13 protein-coding genes are annotated in these 15,145 nt (G+C 45.4%); all 13 read right to left on the bottom strand.

Annotated elements, in window-relative coordinates; all coding sequences use genetic code 11:
• Window positions 1-16 precede the first annotated feature (16 nt).
• Window positions 17-859 (bottom strand): endonuclease/exonuclease/phosphatase family protein, encoded by an 843-nt coding sequence (locus tag AB4558_RS02515; protein WP_017060728.1) that lies wholly within the window; start codon window positions 857-859, stop codon window positions 17-19.
• Window positions 860-920: 61 nt separating this feature from the next.
• On the bottom strand, window positions 921-1,259 hold the full coding sequence (glnB, locus tag AB4558_RS02510; protein WP_017063373.1) for a nitrogen regulatory protein P-II: 339 nt from the start codon (window positions 1,257-1,259) through the stop codon (window positions 921-923).
• A gap of 130 nt (window positions 1,260-1,389) precedes the next feature.
• The gene (locus AB4558_RS02505; protein WP_170791809.1) at window positions 1,390-1,713 is read right to left on the bottom strand and encodes a cytochrome c; all 324 of its coding nucleotides are present in this window, start codon (window positions 1,711-1,713) and stop codon (window positions 1,390-1,392) included.
• 46 nt (window positions 1,714-1,759) lie between these two features.
• Complete coding sequence (gene tilS, locus AB4558_RS02500; RefSeq protein ID WP_372157921.1) at window positions 1,760-3,094, bottom strand: tRNA lysidine(34) synthetase TilS; 1,335 nt, start codon at window positions 3,092-3,094, stop codon at window positions 1,760-1,762.
• 124 nt (window positions 3,095-3,218) lie between these two features.
• Entirely contained in the window at window positions 3,219-4,178 is a 960-nt protein-coding gene (accA, locus tag AB4558_RS02495) for an acetyl-CoA carboxylase carboxyl transferase subunit alpha (protein ID WP_017060731.1), read from the bottom strand.
• A 45-nt stretch (window positions 4,179-4,223) separates the two neighbouring features.
• Complete coding sequence (gene dnaE / locus AB4558_RS02490; RefSeq protein WP_017063372.1) at window positions 4,224-7,703, bottom strand: DNA polymerase III subunit alpha; 3,480 nt, start codon at window positions 7,701-7,703, stop codon at window positions 4,224-4,226.
• A 113-nt stretch (window positions 7,704-7,816) separates the two neighbouring features.
• Window positions 7,817-8,437, bottom strand: a complete 621-nt coding sequence (rnhB, locus tag AB4558_RS02485) for a ribonuclease HII (protein ID WP_017063371.1) — start codon at window positions 8,435-8,437, stop codon at window positions 7,817-7,819.
• Window positions 8,438-8,470: 33 nt separating this feature from the next.
• Window positions 8,471-9,667 carry a lipid-A-disaccharide synthase gene (gene lpxB / locus AB4558_RS02480; protein WP_372074708.1) on the bottom strand — a complete coding sequence of 399 codons (1,197 nt, stop codon included), beginning with the start codon at window positions 9,665-9,667 and terminating at the stop codon, window positions 8,471-8,473.
• A gap of 129 nt (window positions 9,668-9,796) precedes the next feature.
• A complete protein-coding gene (gene lpxA / locus AB4558_RS02475; RefSeq protein ID WP_050644950.1) occupies window positions 9,797-10,585 on the bottom strand; it encodes an acyl-ACP--UDP-N-acetylglucosamine O-acyltransferase in 789 nt (262 codons plus the stop codon).
• 1 nt (window position 10,586) lies between these two features.
• Window positions 10,587-11,039: a 3-hydroxyacyl-ACP dehydratase FabZ gene (fabZ, locus tag AB4558_RS02470; RefSeq protein WP_009847408.1), complete on the bottom strand. Its 453-nt coding sequence runs from the start codon at window positions 11,037-11,039 to the stop codon at window positions 10,587-10,589.
• 93 nt (window positions 11,040-11,132) lie between these two features.
• Window positions 11,133-12,164 (bottom strand): UDP-3-O-(3-hydroxymyristoyl)glucosamine N-acyltransferase, encoded by a 1,032-nt coding sequence (gene lpxD / locus AB4558_RS02465; protein WP_171732507.1) that lies wholly within the window; start codon window positions 12,162-12,164, stop codon window positions 11,133-11,135.
• Between the two features lie 5 nt (window positions 12,165-12,169).
• The gene (locus AB4558_RS02460) at window positions 12,170-12,670 is read right to left on the bottom strand and encodes an OmpH family outer membrane protein (protein ID WP_017056311.1); all 501 of its coding nucleotides are present in this window, start codon (window positions 12,668-12,670) and stop codon (window positions 12,170-12,172) included.
• 27 nt (window positions 12,671-12,697) lie between these two features.
• Window positions 12,698-15,103: an outer membrane protein assembly factor BamA gene (bamA, locus tag AB4558_RS02455; protein ID WP_017069384.1), complete on the bottom strand. Its 2,406-nt coding sequence runs from the start codon at window positions 15,101-15,103 to the stop codon at window positions 12,698-12,700.
• Between the last annotated feature and the right edge of the window lie 42 nt (window positions 15,104-15,145).

Below are 15,145 nucleotides of genomic sequence, written 5' to 3'. Positions count from 1 at the left end.
GACTAATAGCTAATCACTATTTAGCCTTAAAGGTCACTCGCATAGGGTTATGATCAGAAGCGTCCGTAATGGGCGCTTTTGCTTTTTCTACCTCTAGCCCTCGATAGAACACATGGTCGAGCACCAGTCCTGTAATGAACTGAGTTCTGTTATCTGGCTCAAAGGCAACTTCCGTCAAACCAACCTTCTCCAACGCATCTTTCAATACAGCAAAGCGAGCTTCACTCCAGCTATTAAAGTCCCCAGCAAAAATAACCGGCCCACGATACTTTTGCAGATTGTCAGTTAAGCTCTTGAGCTGAGCCTCGTAATCTTCCGTACCAAAGGTAAAGTTCACAGCGTGGATATTAATCACAGCCAGCTCTTCGCCATTGTTTAGTTGGTAACGCGACCAAAGCGCCGATTTAGGCAGTTGAAGCCAAGGTTCTTCATGAGTATAAGCACACGCTTCAATCGGTAAATGGGTTGCTAGGTTGAGTACCCCAGCACTTTGCTCAAAGGCCTCAAACGCATTAACACGTGTGCTTCCCCACTGTCCGCTCATTACCCATTGGCGAAGTCCTTCTGTCATACTAGCTTCTTGCAGCAAGACTAAATCGCTACCTGCCGACAGCTTATTTAACTCACTCTGCCAATTATTTCGGTTTTGCTTGTAGATATTCCACACCGTAATGTCTAAGCCATCAGACACATCAATCGCTTTCGGTGCAGAGTTTTGGTAGCAACTGTAGATGTCGTTACTGGTACTTTGAGAGGAAATGATCAGGTTGGGTTTATTCGGGATCACGAAGATAAAATGAAAACTAACGACAGCAAGCGTTATCAATAACGTGATAACAATGATGGTTTTCTTAAACATACAGCACCCTACCAGAGATGAAAAAGGAGCGATAAACGCTCCTTTTAGGGTAATAGTTTTTTTATACGGCGTCTTCGTCTTCTTCGCCAGTACGAATACGTACCACACGTTCAACTTCAGTAATGAAGATCTTACCGTCACCAATTTTACCTGTTTGAGCCGTCTCAATGATGGTATCAACACATTGGTCAGCCACTTCGTCGGTCACAACGATTTCTAGTTTCACTTTAGGTAAAAAGTCGACCATGTACTCTGCGCCGCGGTATAGCTCAGTATGACCTTTTTGACGTCCAAAGCCTTTAACTTCAGATACTGTCATACCCGTAATACCCACTTCTGCAAGTGCTTCACGTACATCATCAAGTTTGAATGGCTTGATAATGGCTTCAATCTTTTTCATGTTCATCCCTTAAACTGTGCGAATGGCTCATTATCGGTTAGCTATAGTAAACATTCAATGAAAAAAGCCAGAGCTTTAAAGCTCTGGCTCGAAATTTATCATCTTGTTTAATCAGCCCTTTGAGAAGGTTTTACTTAAGGCTTGCGTAGTAAGCGGCTAGATTCGCGATGTCTTCATCACTCAGCATTGAAGCTTGAGCCTGCATTACAGCGGCCAAACCGCCGGTGCGCTGGCCATTCTTATAGGCCTTAATTGATGAAGCGATGTATTGCTCGTTTTGACCTTTAAGGTTTGGATAGCCAGGGATCACTGCGATACCGTCTGCACCATGACATGCCGCACAGATTGCTGCTTTAGCTTGACCCGCAGCAACATCAGCCGCCAGAGCGTTACCACTCAATAGTCCAAATCCAAGAACTAATCCTAGTGTAATTTTCTTCATTGCATATTCCATTAATTATTTTTATTAAAGTGACGGTGAATTGTGACATAAACTTTTTCTACTTGCTCCAAAGCGCTTCACAATCTTGACCTTCGTAGTTTTTATCTACGAATAAGCCTAAAACAGCGATCACTCGATCGCCATCCATTAATATCGGCGTTCTGCGTCTTAACCAACTGGGTACTTGGTACTCTTGAAACAACTTCTTAAGCTTCCTGCTATGACCGCGCCCAACAGGGTGTGCTGACAATCCCTCAGGGTTAAATATCACTCGCAGTGTTCCTCTCGTTGTGTTGAGACTAAAATGTTGCGCATCACAGTGGTTAGATACACCATCACTCGCCGCTGAAGTTAAGTGTAGTTCCCCTAAACCGTCAGGCAAAACTAAGCTCTCTTCCATCGAGATATCACTTTGCCAGTTCGACAAGTCTTTGGTCTCTTTTACGACATAGAGCTGATGATTAAAACGTCTAACCTCAACCTCATTCAACACCAGCTTAGGGTTGGCGTCTGCCTGAGCACATGCCACCTCATCCCATATAAGTTTGAGCTGCTTTTGGCTCGGCATCGGTTGATTACAGCGGCTCAGCCACATTCTTAATAAGCGTGCACGCAGTAAATCAGAGTGCTGAGATAATACCTCAATACTTAAGCTGTGCTTCTCAGTCAAAGCTTGTTGTAAGTGAGATTCTAACAACTCATCCAACAGTAACTCTTGCTCTGCACATAGCTGAGCACTACGACTGACCGATTCTCGAAAACTAGGCCAACGCTCGGTCAGTGTCGGAGTGACTTGATGACGAATAAAATTACGGTCAAAGCGAACGTCTTGATTACTCTCATCTTCTACCCAAGTTAAAGCCATATCGCGCGCCGCCACTTCAATATCCGTTCTCGTCACCGACAGCAGTGGGCGAACGATATGAGCACCTGAAAATGGCATCACTTTCGCCATTGAAGAGAGCCCTTTCGGACCACTGCCACGCTTAAGAGCTAACAAGAAGGTCTCGACTTGGTCATCGATGTGCTGGCCTGTCACTAACACATCACCTTGTCTAATATGCTTTTTAAGGGCTTGGTATCGCGCGTCTCGAGCCAGCTTTTCAACGCTTTCTCCACGGCTAATATCTAGCGAGACTCGTTCAATGAACAAGGATACCGACACAGCATCACACCATGTTTTGCACTGCTCTGCCCAATAATCAGCATTGTTGCTTAAGCCGTGGTGAACATGTACCGCACAGCAATCGATGTGATGGGACTTAGCGAATTGGGCAGCCAACTCCAACAACACTCGTGAATCGACACCACCACTGAAAGCGACGATCAACCGACAAGGCTTAAGCGCGCTTTGATCAAGTACAGATGTGAAGGTATCAATTAAGTGTGTCATGAGGCTAATAAACCAAGAGATCGTGTTTTAAGGGATAATGTTTTAATAATAAAAAAGGGTTGGCACTGAGTCCAACCCTTTCATCATTTGTTCGTATAGCTAGCCTTATCGCTAAGGCAAGTTATCAGCAGTAGCCGTAGCTCATTAGACGCTGGTAACGACGCTCAAGCAGCGTTTCGTTATCAAACTGCTCTAGCTCTTCTAGCTGTTTAACTAACATGTCTTTCATGTTTTGAGCGGTTTGTGCAGGGTCGCGGTGCGCGCCACCTAGAGGCTCAGGAATGATTTCGTCGATAAGCTCAAGCTCTTTAAGACGAGGAGCAATCAGGCCCATCGCTTCAGCTGCTTGTGGTGCTTTATCTGAATCGCGCCATAAGATTGAAGCACAACCTTCTGGAGAGATTACTGAGTACGTAGAGTACTGAAGCATGTTCACGTAGTCACCAACACCAATCGCTAGTGCACCACCAGAACCGCCTTCACCCACAACGTTACAGATAACAGGAACTGAAAGGCCAGCCATCACTTTTAGGTTTTTAGCGATAGCTTCAGATTGACCACGCTCTTCAGCACCAACACCTGGGTATGCGCCCGCTGTGTCGATGAAAGTAATAATAGGCATGTTGAAACGCTCAGCAGTTTCCATTAGACGTAGCGCCTTACGGTAACCTTCTGGCTTTGGCATACCAAAGTTACGGATCACTTTCTCTTTAGTCTCACGACCTTTCTGGTGACCAATAACCATAACAGGACGGCCATTTAGACGAGCCATACCACCCACAATAGCTTTGTCGTCAGCGTAAGCGCGATCGCCCGCCATCTCTTCAAACTCTGTGAATGCATGCTCCAGGTAATCTTTGGTGTAAGGACGTTGAGGGTGACGAGCAAGTTGAGCTACCTGCCATGCACCTAAGTCACTAAAGATTTTCTGTTTAAGCTCTAAGCTTTTTTTCTCTAGTTGTTCGATTTCTTTGTCTAGATCTACCGCTGTGTCACCACCGTGACGCGAAACGTCACGTAGCGCTTCGATTTTTGCTTCAAGTTCAGCGATAGGCTTTTCAAATTCTAGAAAGTTCAGGCTCATCTATGAATCCTTGTTGATTCAGCTCCGCATTCGCGAAGCTAAATTTTAGTTAAATTCGAGTTCTACTTGGCTATTTCCAAGCAGCTGTTTTAATTCGTCTAGTAATGTATCACTTGGCGTCACGCGCCATTCTGTGCCCAATGTTAACCGCGCTCTAGCGTCGGCACGCTGGTAGTATACATTGACTGGGACCGTTCCGGCTCTATAAGGTTCTAAGATTTGACTAAAGCGTTCAAAAAATTGACCGTTAATTTGGGATTGGTCGATAGATATCGACACCCCACGAGCATATTTCTCACGGGCGCTTCCTAAGTCCATGACCTCGCGCGCGGACATTTTAAGCCCGCCATTGAAATCATCAAAGCTGACCTGTCCGGAAACGACCACAATTTTGTCTTTTTCGAGCAATTCTGCGTAGCGATCGAGCGCATCCGAGAACAACATCACTTCCATTCGGCCCGAACGGTCATCAAGTGTCATCAAACCAATTCGCGTGCCGCGCTTCGTCGTCATCACTCTCGCAGCAATCACCAAGCCTGCAATTGTTAGTGATTGGTCACGACGCGTTGGCGTGGCATCTTTCAAACGACAGCTGGTGTATTTCGCTAACTCTTTGATGTAAGCGTTAACCGGGTGACCCGTTAAATACAAACCAAGCGTTTCACGTTCACCTTCAAGCCAAACCTTCTCAGGCCATTTAGGCACTTGGGTATACTTGTGTTCAACCTCTTCCGGAGCGTCGGTCAACACGCCAAACATATCAGATTGACCAAAAGACTCGGCATGGTGATGTTGACTCGCTGCCTTCACCGCATCTTTCAAAGATGCCATCATCGCCGCTCGGTGAGGACCTAATCTATCTAAGGCTCCGGATAGAATCAACTTTTCGATAACACGTTTATTAACCTTCTTCAGATCAAGACGTGCACAGAAGTCGAATAAGTCTTTAAAGTAACCACCTTTATTTCGCGCTTCAATAATCGCTTCAATAGGGCCTTCACCGACCCCTTTGATCGCACCGATGCCATAAACAATCGCGCCATCTTCATCCACGTTAAAGCGGTACAGACCCGAGTTGATATCTGGTGGTAAAAGCTTGAGCTTCATACGGAAACATTCATCAACAAGGCCAATAACCTTCTCGGTGTTATCCATATCTGCCGTCATTACCGCAGCCATAAATTCCGCTGGGTAGTGCGTTTTCAGCCATAGCGTTTGATAAGAAACCAGTGCATATGCTGCGGAGTGAGATTTGTTAAAGCCGTAGCCCGCAAATTTCTCTACCAAGTCAAAGATCTTCATGGCCAGCTCGCCATCAACACCATTGGCTTCAGCACCCTCTTTAAAGGTACCACGCTGCTTTGCCATCTCTTCTGGCTTTTTCTTACCCATCGCACGACGCAACATATCCGCTCCACCAAGCGTATAGCCAGCAAGGATCTGTGCGATTTGCATTACCTGCTCTTGATACAGGATGATGCCGTACGTAGGTTCTAGCGTCTCTTTCAGCGATTCGTGTTGCCACGTTTCATCAGGGTATGAAACCGCTTCTCGGCCGTGCTTACGGTCGATAAAGTTATCTACCATGCCTGATTGCAGAGGACCCGGACGGAACAAGGCTACCAATGCGATAATATCTTCAAAACAGTCGGGCTGTAGACGTTTGATAAGGTCTTTCATACCACGCGATTCCAGCTGGAATACCGCGGTGGTTTCAGAATTTTGTAATAGGTTAAATGACGCTTGGTCATCAAGAGGAATCGACTCGATACGAACCGGTTCTTTCCCCTCTTTCTTCAAACGTGGATTCACTAGGCCTAACGCCCAGTCAATGATGGTCAGGGTACGCAGCCCCAAGAAGTCGAACTTAACCAAGCCAGCCGTTTCAACGTCATTCTTATCGAACTGCGTTACTGGGAAGTTACCTTCTGCGTCGGCATAGATTGGCGCAAAATCGGTGATCGTGGTGGGTGAGATAACAACACCACCTGCGTGCTTACCGGCATTTCGCGTACAACCTTCAAGGATGCGACACTTATCGATCAGCTCACGAACTTCTTCATCGCCATCGTAAAGCTCTGGCAATGCAGGTTCAGCAAGGAATGCTTTCTCTAGCGTCATACCCGGATCTGGCGGTACAAGCTTTGAAATTCGATCGACGAAACCAAACGGGTGACCCAGTACACGGCCTACATCGCGGATTACCGCTTTTGCCGCCATGGTACCAAAGGTGATGATCTGAGAAACGGCATCACGACCGTACATTTCAGCCACGTGATCAATAACTTGGTCACGCTTATCCATACAGAAGTCGATATCGAAATCGGGCATGGATACACGTTCTGGGTTCAAGAAACGTTCGAAAAGTAGATCGTATTCAAGTGGATCGAGATCGGTGATATCCAAGGCGTAAGCGACTAGAGAGCCGGCACCAGAACCACGGCCAGGACCTACTGGCACATCGTTGTCTTTTGACCACTGGATGAACTCCATTACGATCAAGAAGTAACCTGGGAAACCCATGTTGTTAACAACTTCGAGCTCAATCTTGAGTCGCTCATCGTATTCCGGTCTGCGCTCAGCACGCACTTTTTCATCTGGGAATAGGAACGCTAGACGTCGCTCAAGGCCTTCTTCAGATTTCTTGATCAAGAAGTCTTCAATCGCCAAACCTTCCGTTGGGAAGTTAGGCAGGAAGTACTCGCCCAGACGAACCGTTACATTACAACGCTTAGCAATCTCAACACTGTTCTCAAGTGCTTCAGGGATATCGGAGAACAACTCGCACATCTCTTCTTCGCTACGAAGATACTGTTGCGCGCTGTAATTTTTAGGACGACGAGGATCGACCATAGTGAAACCATCATGAATTGCCACGCGGATTTCATGGGCATCAAACAGGTCTTCAGTTAGGAATACTACTTCGTTGGTTGCAACAACAGGCAAGTCTTCCTGCTCAGCCAGTTCCAACGCAAAGTGCAGGTAAGACTCTTCATCCGGACGTCCGGTACGAATCAGCTCAAGGTAAAAACGATCAGGGAAGTATGTTTTGTAAAACTTGACATTGCTTGCAACCAGTTCACGGTTACCTTTCAGTAACGCTTTACCGATCTCACCTTCCTTCGCACCCGATAAAATGATCAGGCCTTCAGCATTCTCAATCAGCCACTCTTTATCAATAACAGGCTGATGCTGAACGTGACCACGAAGGTAAGCTTTCGAGATAAGTAGCGTTAGGTTGTTATAACCTTTGTTGTCCGTTGCGATAACGGTGAGCTTGGTCAACTCGTCACCGAACTCCGGAGACTGCATCAAGAAGTCAGCACCAATAATAGGTTTAACCCCACACCCATGGGCAGTACCGTAAAACTTCACCAAACCACACAGGTTGGTAAAGTCGGTCAATGCTAGAGCAGGCATACCCATTTCAGCGACTTTTTTAACTAATGGTGGCACCTTGGATAGTCCATCCACCATCGAAAAGTCACTGTGTACGCGTAGGTGAACAAATTTTGGATCTGACATTATTTTTCCTGAGTTCTAGGTTTGAGCCTAGGATTACAACTGTGTGTATTCTATTTTTTTCTAATACAAGTTAGCAACTTTATTAGATGCCAAGCTCTAGTTAACGTAAAGCTCTAATCTATACCAAGAATACGTTTTACTGGCTTAAAGCTCTTGCGGTAATGCTCGGTTACACCATGTTTTTCAATCGCTTCGAAATGCGCTTTGGTCGGGTAACCTTTATGCTTAGCAAAACCAAACTCTGGATGAAGTTTATCAAGATCTTCCATCTCTTGGTCACGAACGACTTTTGCGATAATAGACGCCGCACTGATTTCAGCCACTCGCAAGTCACCCTTCACAATCGCAAGACCATCCATCGGCAGTTCTGGGACACGGTTTCCATCTATCAACGCCATATCAGGTTGAACGCTCAAACCTGCGATAGCGCGCTGCATAGCTACCATCGTCGCTTGCAGAATATTCAACTCATCAATTTCTTGTGGAGAGCAACGACCGACAGACCACGCTAAAGCTTTCTCTTTGATTTCTGGAAGCAGCGCAAGACGCTTTTTCTCAGATAATTTCTTTGAGTCGTTCAAGCCTTCAATTGGGTTGTTTGGATCGAGGATAACCGCAGCAGTCACCACGTCGCCAACCAAAGGGCCACGTCCTACTTCATCCACGCCAGCAAACAGCTGGTAGCCTTGCGGGTATTCAAATGGAGGAAGCTCTTTTTTCTCTTTTACTGCCATAACTAATCTCTTAATATTCTGTAAGTAAGCGCTTTATGCTTCAACAAAAGGTCGGTCAATCAATTTCAATACTGCGTTAGCGGCTTGTTTGTCTGCGTCTTTACGGATCCAGTGATGCATCTCGGTAAAGCGTTCGATCAAGGCACTGTTATCGGCTGATAGCATTTTATCGACAGACGGGAACAAAAAGTCTGGGTGACACTCTTCAAGAATATGCTCTTTCACGATCTCTTCACCGGCCAAAATATTCGGCAGTGACACAAACTCAGTGATCGCCAACTTCTTAACAATGTAACCCGTCAGCTTATTTACTTTGTAACCAACCACCATAGGGCGTTTAAGCAACATACATTCGAGAGCCACGGTACCTGAAGCCAAAAGCACAGAATCAGCGGCGGTAATCACGTTGGTTGCCGTATCTTCGACTAACGTGAATTCAAGCTCAGGTGCGGTCGATTGCCAGATTTCAGTAAACTGCTTTTTACGTTGCTCGTTAACGAGCGCAACAACAAAGTTGATATCCGGATACTTCTGCTTAATACGCTGGCAAGTTTCGATAAATGGCTGAGCAATCAAACCCATCTCACCGCCACGACTGCCCGGCAGTACGGCTAACCACTGCTTGTCTTGATCAAGACCTAACAGCTCTCGAGCATCTTGTTTACTTGGCTCTAAAGGAATCGCGTCTGCCAACGTGTGACCAACAAACTCACAGGCAACGTTATATTTATCGTAGAACGCTTTTTCGAACGGCAAGAAAGCCAATACCAAGTCAGTTGCTTTGTCGATTTTAAAGATACGTTTGGGACGCCAAGCCCACACTGAAGGGCTCACGTAATGCACCGTTTTGATGCCAGCGTTCTTAAGGTCTAACTCAAGCCTTAGGTTGAAATCGGGCGCATCGATACCCACAAACACATCTGGCGGGTTTTGAGTGAAATACTTTACCAGCTCTGCTTTCACTTTTAATAAGCGAGGTAAACGGCCAAGTACTTCAACTAAGCCCATGACAGCCAGCTCTTCCATCTCGAAAAGAGACTCACAACCAAGCGCCTTCATTTTTGGTCCGCCAATACCCACGAATTCAGCGTTCGGGTACTTCGATTTGATTGCTTTGATAAAACCTTCGCCAAGCGTGTCACCAGAGAGTTCTCCGACAACGATACCTACGCGCAGTGGTTCATTCGAAACAAAGTCCGTGCTGTTGGTTGCTGTTTCTTGCTGTGCCATAGTTTTCCAATTCCCTTCTTGCCTAAAACAAAAAAGATCGCCTAATGATTAGCGATCTTTTTGTTATACCAATCTGATTAAGTAATTATTGTCATACTTACGCGGATTGGTACACAACCACATCCAGTATTAACGAATAATACCGCGCTCAGAGTTCTCTAGCATTTCTAGCATAGGAGCCACCGAAGTAAACTCTTTCGCCATTTCAACTAAAGCCGCTTTCGCTTCTTCAAGTGTTTTACCTGAACGGTATAACTCTTTGTACGCTTTCTGTAGTGCACGAATTTCAGGTTTCTCAAATCCGTTACGCTTCAAGCCTACTAGGTTAAGGCCGAATGGAGCCGCGTGGTTACCCTGTGCAAGCACGTACGGCAGTACATCTTGAACAACTGCAGAACAGCCACCAATGTATGCGTAAGCACCAATTGAGCAGAATGGGTGAATCGCAGACAGTGCCATAACACCAGCGTAGTCGCCAACCGTTACGTGACCGCCAAGAATAGCGTTGTTACCAATGTGAGTGTGGTTACCAACAATAACATCGTGCGCTACGTGAGCATTAACACAAAGTAAGTTGTCATCACCAATCACTGTGGTTGCTTTGTCTTGAACCGTACCACGATGGATTTGAACCGCTTCACGAATTACGTTGCGATCACCGATCACAACTGTTGTGTCTTCGCCGCCGTATTTCTTGTCTTGGTTTTCTTCACCAATAACAGCGTGTGGGAAGATACGGTTTTCTTTGCCAATGGTTGTGTGACCTTTGATCACAACGTGCGACATCACTTCAGTGTCGTCACCAATTGTCACGTTACCAGCAATGTAAGTGAAAGGCCCAACCGTCACGTTAGCACCGATAGTTACATCACCTTCGATTACTGCTGCCGGGTGAATTTTCGCTGTTTCATGAATCATATTAAAACTCTCTACGAGCACATTTAAGTTCAGCTGAACATACAACTACGCCGTCAACCTTAGCAACACCATTAAACGATGCGATGCCACGACGTTCTTTTAAGAATTCAACTTCGATAACCAGTTGGTCACCTGGTACTACTGGCTTACGGAATTTAGCTTTATCTACGCTAGCAAAGTAGTACAACTCGTTGCCAGAAGGCGCACCGAAAGATTTGAATGCTAGAAGGCCTGTTGCTTGTGCCATTGCCTCTAAGATCAACACGCCTGGAAATACAGGAAGCTGAGGGAAGTGGCCTGTGAACTGAGGTTCGTTAACAGAGACATTCTTAATTGCGGTCAGTGTTTTTTCTTTTTCAAAGCTAGTCACACGATCAACCATTAAGAATGGGTAGCGATGAGGTAATAGTTCCTGAATTTCAGTAATGTTCATCGTTGTCTGTTCAGTAGTCAAAGTCGTATTCCTATATATATTCTTTATTTAATTAGAAGGATTATAAACGAAAAAGACTCGCTGTACGCGAGCCTTTTATTAGAAATGCTGGAATTATGATTCCGCGCTCTTCTCGATAAGTTTTTCAACGGTTTTCAAACGCTTGTTCATTTCATCAATTCGATGAACACGCGTTGCTGTTTTACGCCAATCTTTATTTGGCTGTAAAGGAATACCTGAAGAGTACATGCCTTTCTCAGTGATGCTGCGCATTACCATCCCCATACCGGTGATTGTAACGCCATCAACGATTTCAATGTGACCATTAATCACACTGCCGCCACCAATAATACAGTACTTACCTATCGTCGTGCTGCCTGCGATGATAGTACCACCCGCAAGAGCAGAACCATATCCGATGTGAACATTGTGAGCAATTTGAAGTTGGTTATCTAAGATAACGTTATCTTCAATGATTGTGTCATCTAATGCACCACGGTCAATGGTAGTACACGCGCCGATTTCTACGCGGTTACCAATGCGAACAGAACCCACTTGCGGGATCTTAACCCACTCACCTTTCTCGTTCGCATAGCCAAAGCCATCAGAGCCAATAACAGTACTTGATTGGATCAGACATCCTTCACCAATCACAACTTCATGGTAAACACTTACGTTAGCCCACAGCTTAGTGCCTGCGCCAATTTTTGCATTTTTACCAATAAAGCAACCAGCACCGATGATCACATCATCACTAAGTACTACACCAGACTCAATCACAGCGTTCGCGCCAATAGACACATTTTGTCCAATGGTTGCTTCGCTAGAGATTGAAGCAGAATCAGCAATAGCCGCTGCGGGAGCAGGAGTAGTATCAAGCGCTTGAGCAACTTTAGCAAAAGCAACATAAGGGTCATTAACCACAATCACGTTAGTCTTGCACAGTTCACGCTCACTCTCTTTAACCATAATAGCGGACGCTTTACAGTCACCTAGGTGCTTGCTGTACTTCACGTTAGAAAGGAACGTAATGTTACCTTCTTGCGCTTTATCCATCGGAGCGACTGCTGAAACGGTAATTGTACCATCTCCGTGTAGCTCTCCCCCGGTAATCGTTGCCAATTCGGCTAAAGTCAGATTCTTCATAAAACTTATTTCAGTGCTTTAATTACTTTCTCAGAGATGTTGTATTCTGGCTTGCCGTATTGCAGAGCTTGAATATCAACGATCATGTCGTAGCCTTCTTTCTCTGCAACTTTCGTTACAGCATCTTGAATCACTTTGAATAGCTTCTGCTTCTCTTGTGCTTCACGACGTTGGCTTGCTTTTTCTAGTGCTTGAGCTTTGATTTTGTACTTGCTGTCTAGTTGGCCTACTTCGATACGTAGCTTCTCAACTTCGTCAGGACCTAGTAGCTCGCCATCACGCTTAAGCTTTTCAATCTTCGTTTTAGCTTCAGCTTGAATGCTCTGTAGCTCAGCTGCTTTGTCTTTGAACTCTTCCTGCATTTTTTGAAGAACAACTTCACGCTGAGGTAGAGCCTGGAATACTTGTGCAGTGTTTACATAACCCACTTTTTGCGCAGCTTCAGCAGCTGTTGCAAAGAAAGAAGAGCTAAGAACTACAAGGCCTAAACCTGCTGCTTTAATCATATTTTTCAAAATATTGTCCTTTAAATATTAGAAAGTTCTACCAATGGTGAATGTGAAGAATTCCTCATCATCACCTTCGTAAACTTTAATTGGTTTCGCTAGAGAGAAAACCAGTGGGCCCATCGGTGACATCCATTGAAGGGCTGCACCATAAGATGAACGGTAATTTGTTGGATCAGAGTAATCGTAGTAGTACTGGCCACCACTATTCGGTGCACCACGGTCTACGAACTCTGTGTCCCACACACTTGCCATGTCGAAGAAGACACTGGTACGAATCTGGCTACGCGCTTCATCAGAAGCAAACGGTGTTGGTACAATTAACTCTAAGCTTGCCAAAGCAACCGCGTTACCACCTACTGAATCGTCAGTAGCGGTATCGTAGGTTGGGTTGTTACCTGTGCTGCTTCCGTAAACGGCTTTCGGGCCAGCTGAGTTAGAACCAAAGCCACGTAGGGTTGTAAAACCACCTGCGTAGTAGTTCTCGTAGAATGGGAACAAGTTATCGTTACCATCTGTTTGACCATAACCATTACCATAGCCTAATCGGCCACGCATCAATAGTGTGAACTCATGCTTTTTGGTCAGCGGGATGTAATGTTTTACATCGTACTGCATTTTGAAGTACTGAGCATCAGAGCCTGGTACCGTCATTTTAGCGAAAGCACGTTGGTGGTTACCCTCAGTTGGGAAGAAACCACGGTTCAAATTGTTACGCGTCCATGAAATATTGATATCGAAGTCATCGGTTAAGATGTGCTCGTCACCGTATTGGTCGATACTTCTCGCGAACTGTTCAACTTGGATATAAGTCGGTACGTTACCGATCTTGTTGTGCGTATAGCCCACACCAAACTCGATACGGTTCAGCTCATCCATAGGGAAACCCCATGTTAGGCTGGTACCGTAACTTTGGTTGGTATAGTCGACGATGCCCGCTTCAGAGGCTTCAAATTCGTTGTAGAAGATCTTACCGCCTAAGCTCACACCATCAAGGTTCCAGTATGGGTCACGGTAGTCTAAGCTCACGTTCTTTTGGTAATCATTCATCATGGCACTTACGCCAACACGGTTACCTGAACCTGCAAAGTTATCTTGTTGCAAACCAACTTGGAAACTAACACCTGATTCAGTACCGTAGCCAACACCAAAGTTGATACTGCCTGAGTTCGCTTCCTTAACGTTGTAAACCAAATCAACTTGGTCTTCACTGCCAGGAACACGCACTGTTTGTACATCAACCGTTTCAAAGAAACCTAAACGGTTAAGACGGCTCTTACCGGTATCAATGGACTTAGAGTTAAGCCAGCTGCCTTCCATTTGACGCATTTCACGACGCAGTACTTCGTCTTTCGTTGAGTTGTTACCCGTGAATCGAATATCACGAACATAGATACGGCTGCCCGCTTCTACATTGATAACCAACGACACTTCTTTGGTCTCATCGTCAAATTCAGGAATCGTGCGAACTTGTGGGTACGCGTAGCCAGATTCACCAAGAATTCGTTTTACGTTCTCTTCCAAAGACGTTACCGAAGAACCGTTGTACGTATCGCCGTCTTCGAATGGCACTAACGCTTCGAAGTCAGCCTCACGACCGATTAATTCACCACGGAAAGAGACATCTTTAACGGTGTAGGCTTCGCCTTCATCGAGGCCAAGCGTGATGTAAACACCTTTTTTGTCTGGAGAGATCGCCACCTGCGTAGAGTCAACCTTAAACTTAAGGTAACCACGGTCAAGGTAGTAAGATTTCAGCGCTTCGATATCACCGGCTAATACTTGCTTTTGGTATTTTTCATCCGCAAGGAAATTCCACCATGCAACATCAACATTCAGATTGAAACGACTAAGCAGTTCAGAGTCAGAGAAGACTTCATTACCGATAAAGTTGATTTGCTGAATCTTAGCGGATACGCCCTCAGTAAACACAAACTTAAGGTCAGAACGGTTACGTGGCAGAGGTGTCACAACCGCTTTTACTGTCGCGTTGTACTTACCAACACTGTAGTAAAAATCTTCAAGGCCTTTTTCAATGTTACTCAGCGTAGTACGGTCAAGGGCTTCACCTTCACGAACACCAGACGCATCTAGGTTCTGCTGAAGCTGTTCTTCTTTAATCGCTTTATTACCAGAGAATGAGATGCTTGCGATGGTCGGTCGTTCTTGAACTTGAACAATCAATACACCTTCATCACGAAGTACTTTAACGTCCTCAAAGTTGCCCGAAGCATACAATGCACGAATGATCTCAGACACATCGCTTTCATCCACTTCATCGCCAATACGTACTGGCATTTTCAGTAGAGCTGCACCAAGTGCAACACGCTGTAAACCTTCGATCTTGATATCTTGAACTACAAAGTTTTGTGCTCCGTTCGCAGCCACACTAGTGGCCAATAGACTTGCGAACAGAATTTGCTTAATCGCCATACTTATTCTAATTATTCCTTGCTACTACCAATGCCTGTGAGA

The sequence above is a fragment of the Vibrio sp. 10N.222.51.C5 genome, from assembly GCF_041474575.1.
GTDB classification, from domain to species: Bacteria; Pseudomonadota; Gammaproteobacteria; order Enterobacterales; family Vibrionaceae; genus Vibrio; species Vibrio crassostreae_C.
The sequence above is the reverse complement of the archived record's forward strand: the minus strand, read 5'-3'. Positions and strand labels throughout refer to the sequence as shown.

Coding starts and splice junctions, on each gene's coding strand:
- AB4558_RS02515 (WP_017060728.1), bottom strand. CDS start 859: ATGTTTAAGAAAACCATCATTGTTATCACGTTATTGATAACGCTTGCT.
- glnB (WP_017063373.1), bottom strand. CDS start 1,259: ATGAAAAAGATTGAAGCCATTATCAAGCCATTCAAACTTGATGATGTA.
- AB4558_RS02505 (WP_170791809.1), bottom strand. CDS start 1,713: ATGGAATATGCAATGAAGAAAATTACACTAGGATTAGTTCTTGGATTT.
- tilS (WP_372157921.1), bottom strand. CDS start 3,094: ATGACACACTTAATTGATACCTTCACATCTGTACTTGATCAAAGCGCG.
- accA (WP_017060731.1), bottom strand. CDS start 4,178: ATGAGCCTGAACTTTCTAGAATTTGAAAAGCCTATCGCTGAACTTGAA.
- dnaE (WP_017063372.1), bottom strand. CDS start 7,703: ATGTCAGATCCAAAATTTGTTCACCTACGCGTACACAGTGACTTTTCG.
- rnhB (WP_017063371.1), bottom strand. CDS start 8,437: ATGGCAGTAAAAGAGAAAAAAGAGCTTCCTCCATTTGAATACCCGCAA.
- lpxB (WP_372074708.1), bottom strand. CDS start 9,667: ATGGCACAGCAAGAAACAGCAACCAACAGCACGGACTTTGTTTCGAAT.
- lpxA (WP_050644950.1), bottom strand. CDS start 10,585: ATGATTCATGAAACAGCGAAAATTCACCCGGCAGCAGTAATCGAAGGT.
- lpxD (WP_171732507.1), bottom strand. CDS start 12,164: ATGAAGAATCTGACTTTAGCCGAATTGGCAACGATTACCGGGGGAGAG.
- AB4558_RS02460 (WP_017056311.1), bottom strand. CDS start 12,670: ATGATTAAAGCAGCAGGTTTAGGCCTTGTAGTTCTTAGCTCTTCTTTC.
- bamA (WP_017069384.1), bottom strand. CDS start 15,103: ATGGCGATTAAGCAAATTCTGTTCGCAAGTCTATTGGCCACTAGTGTG.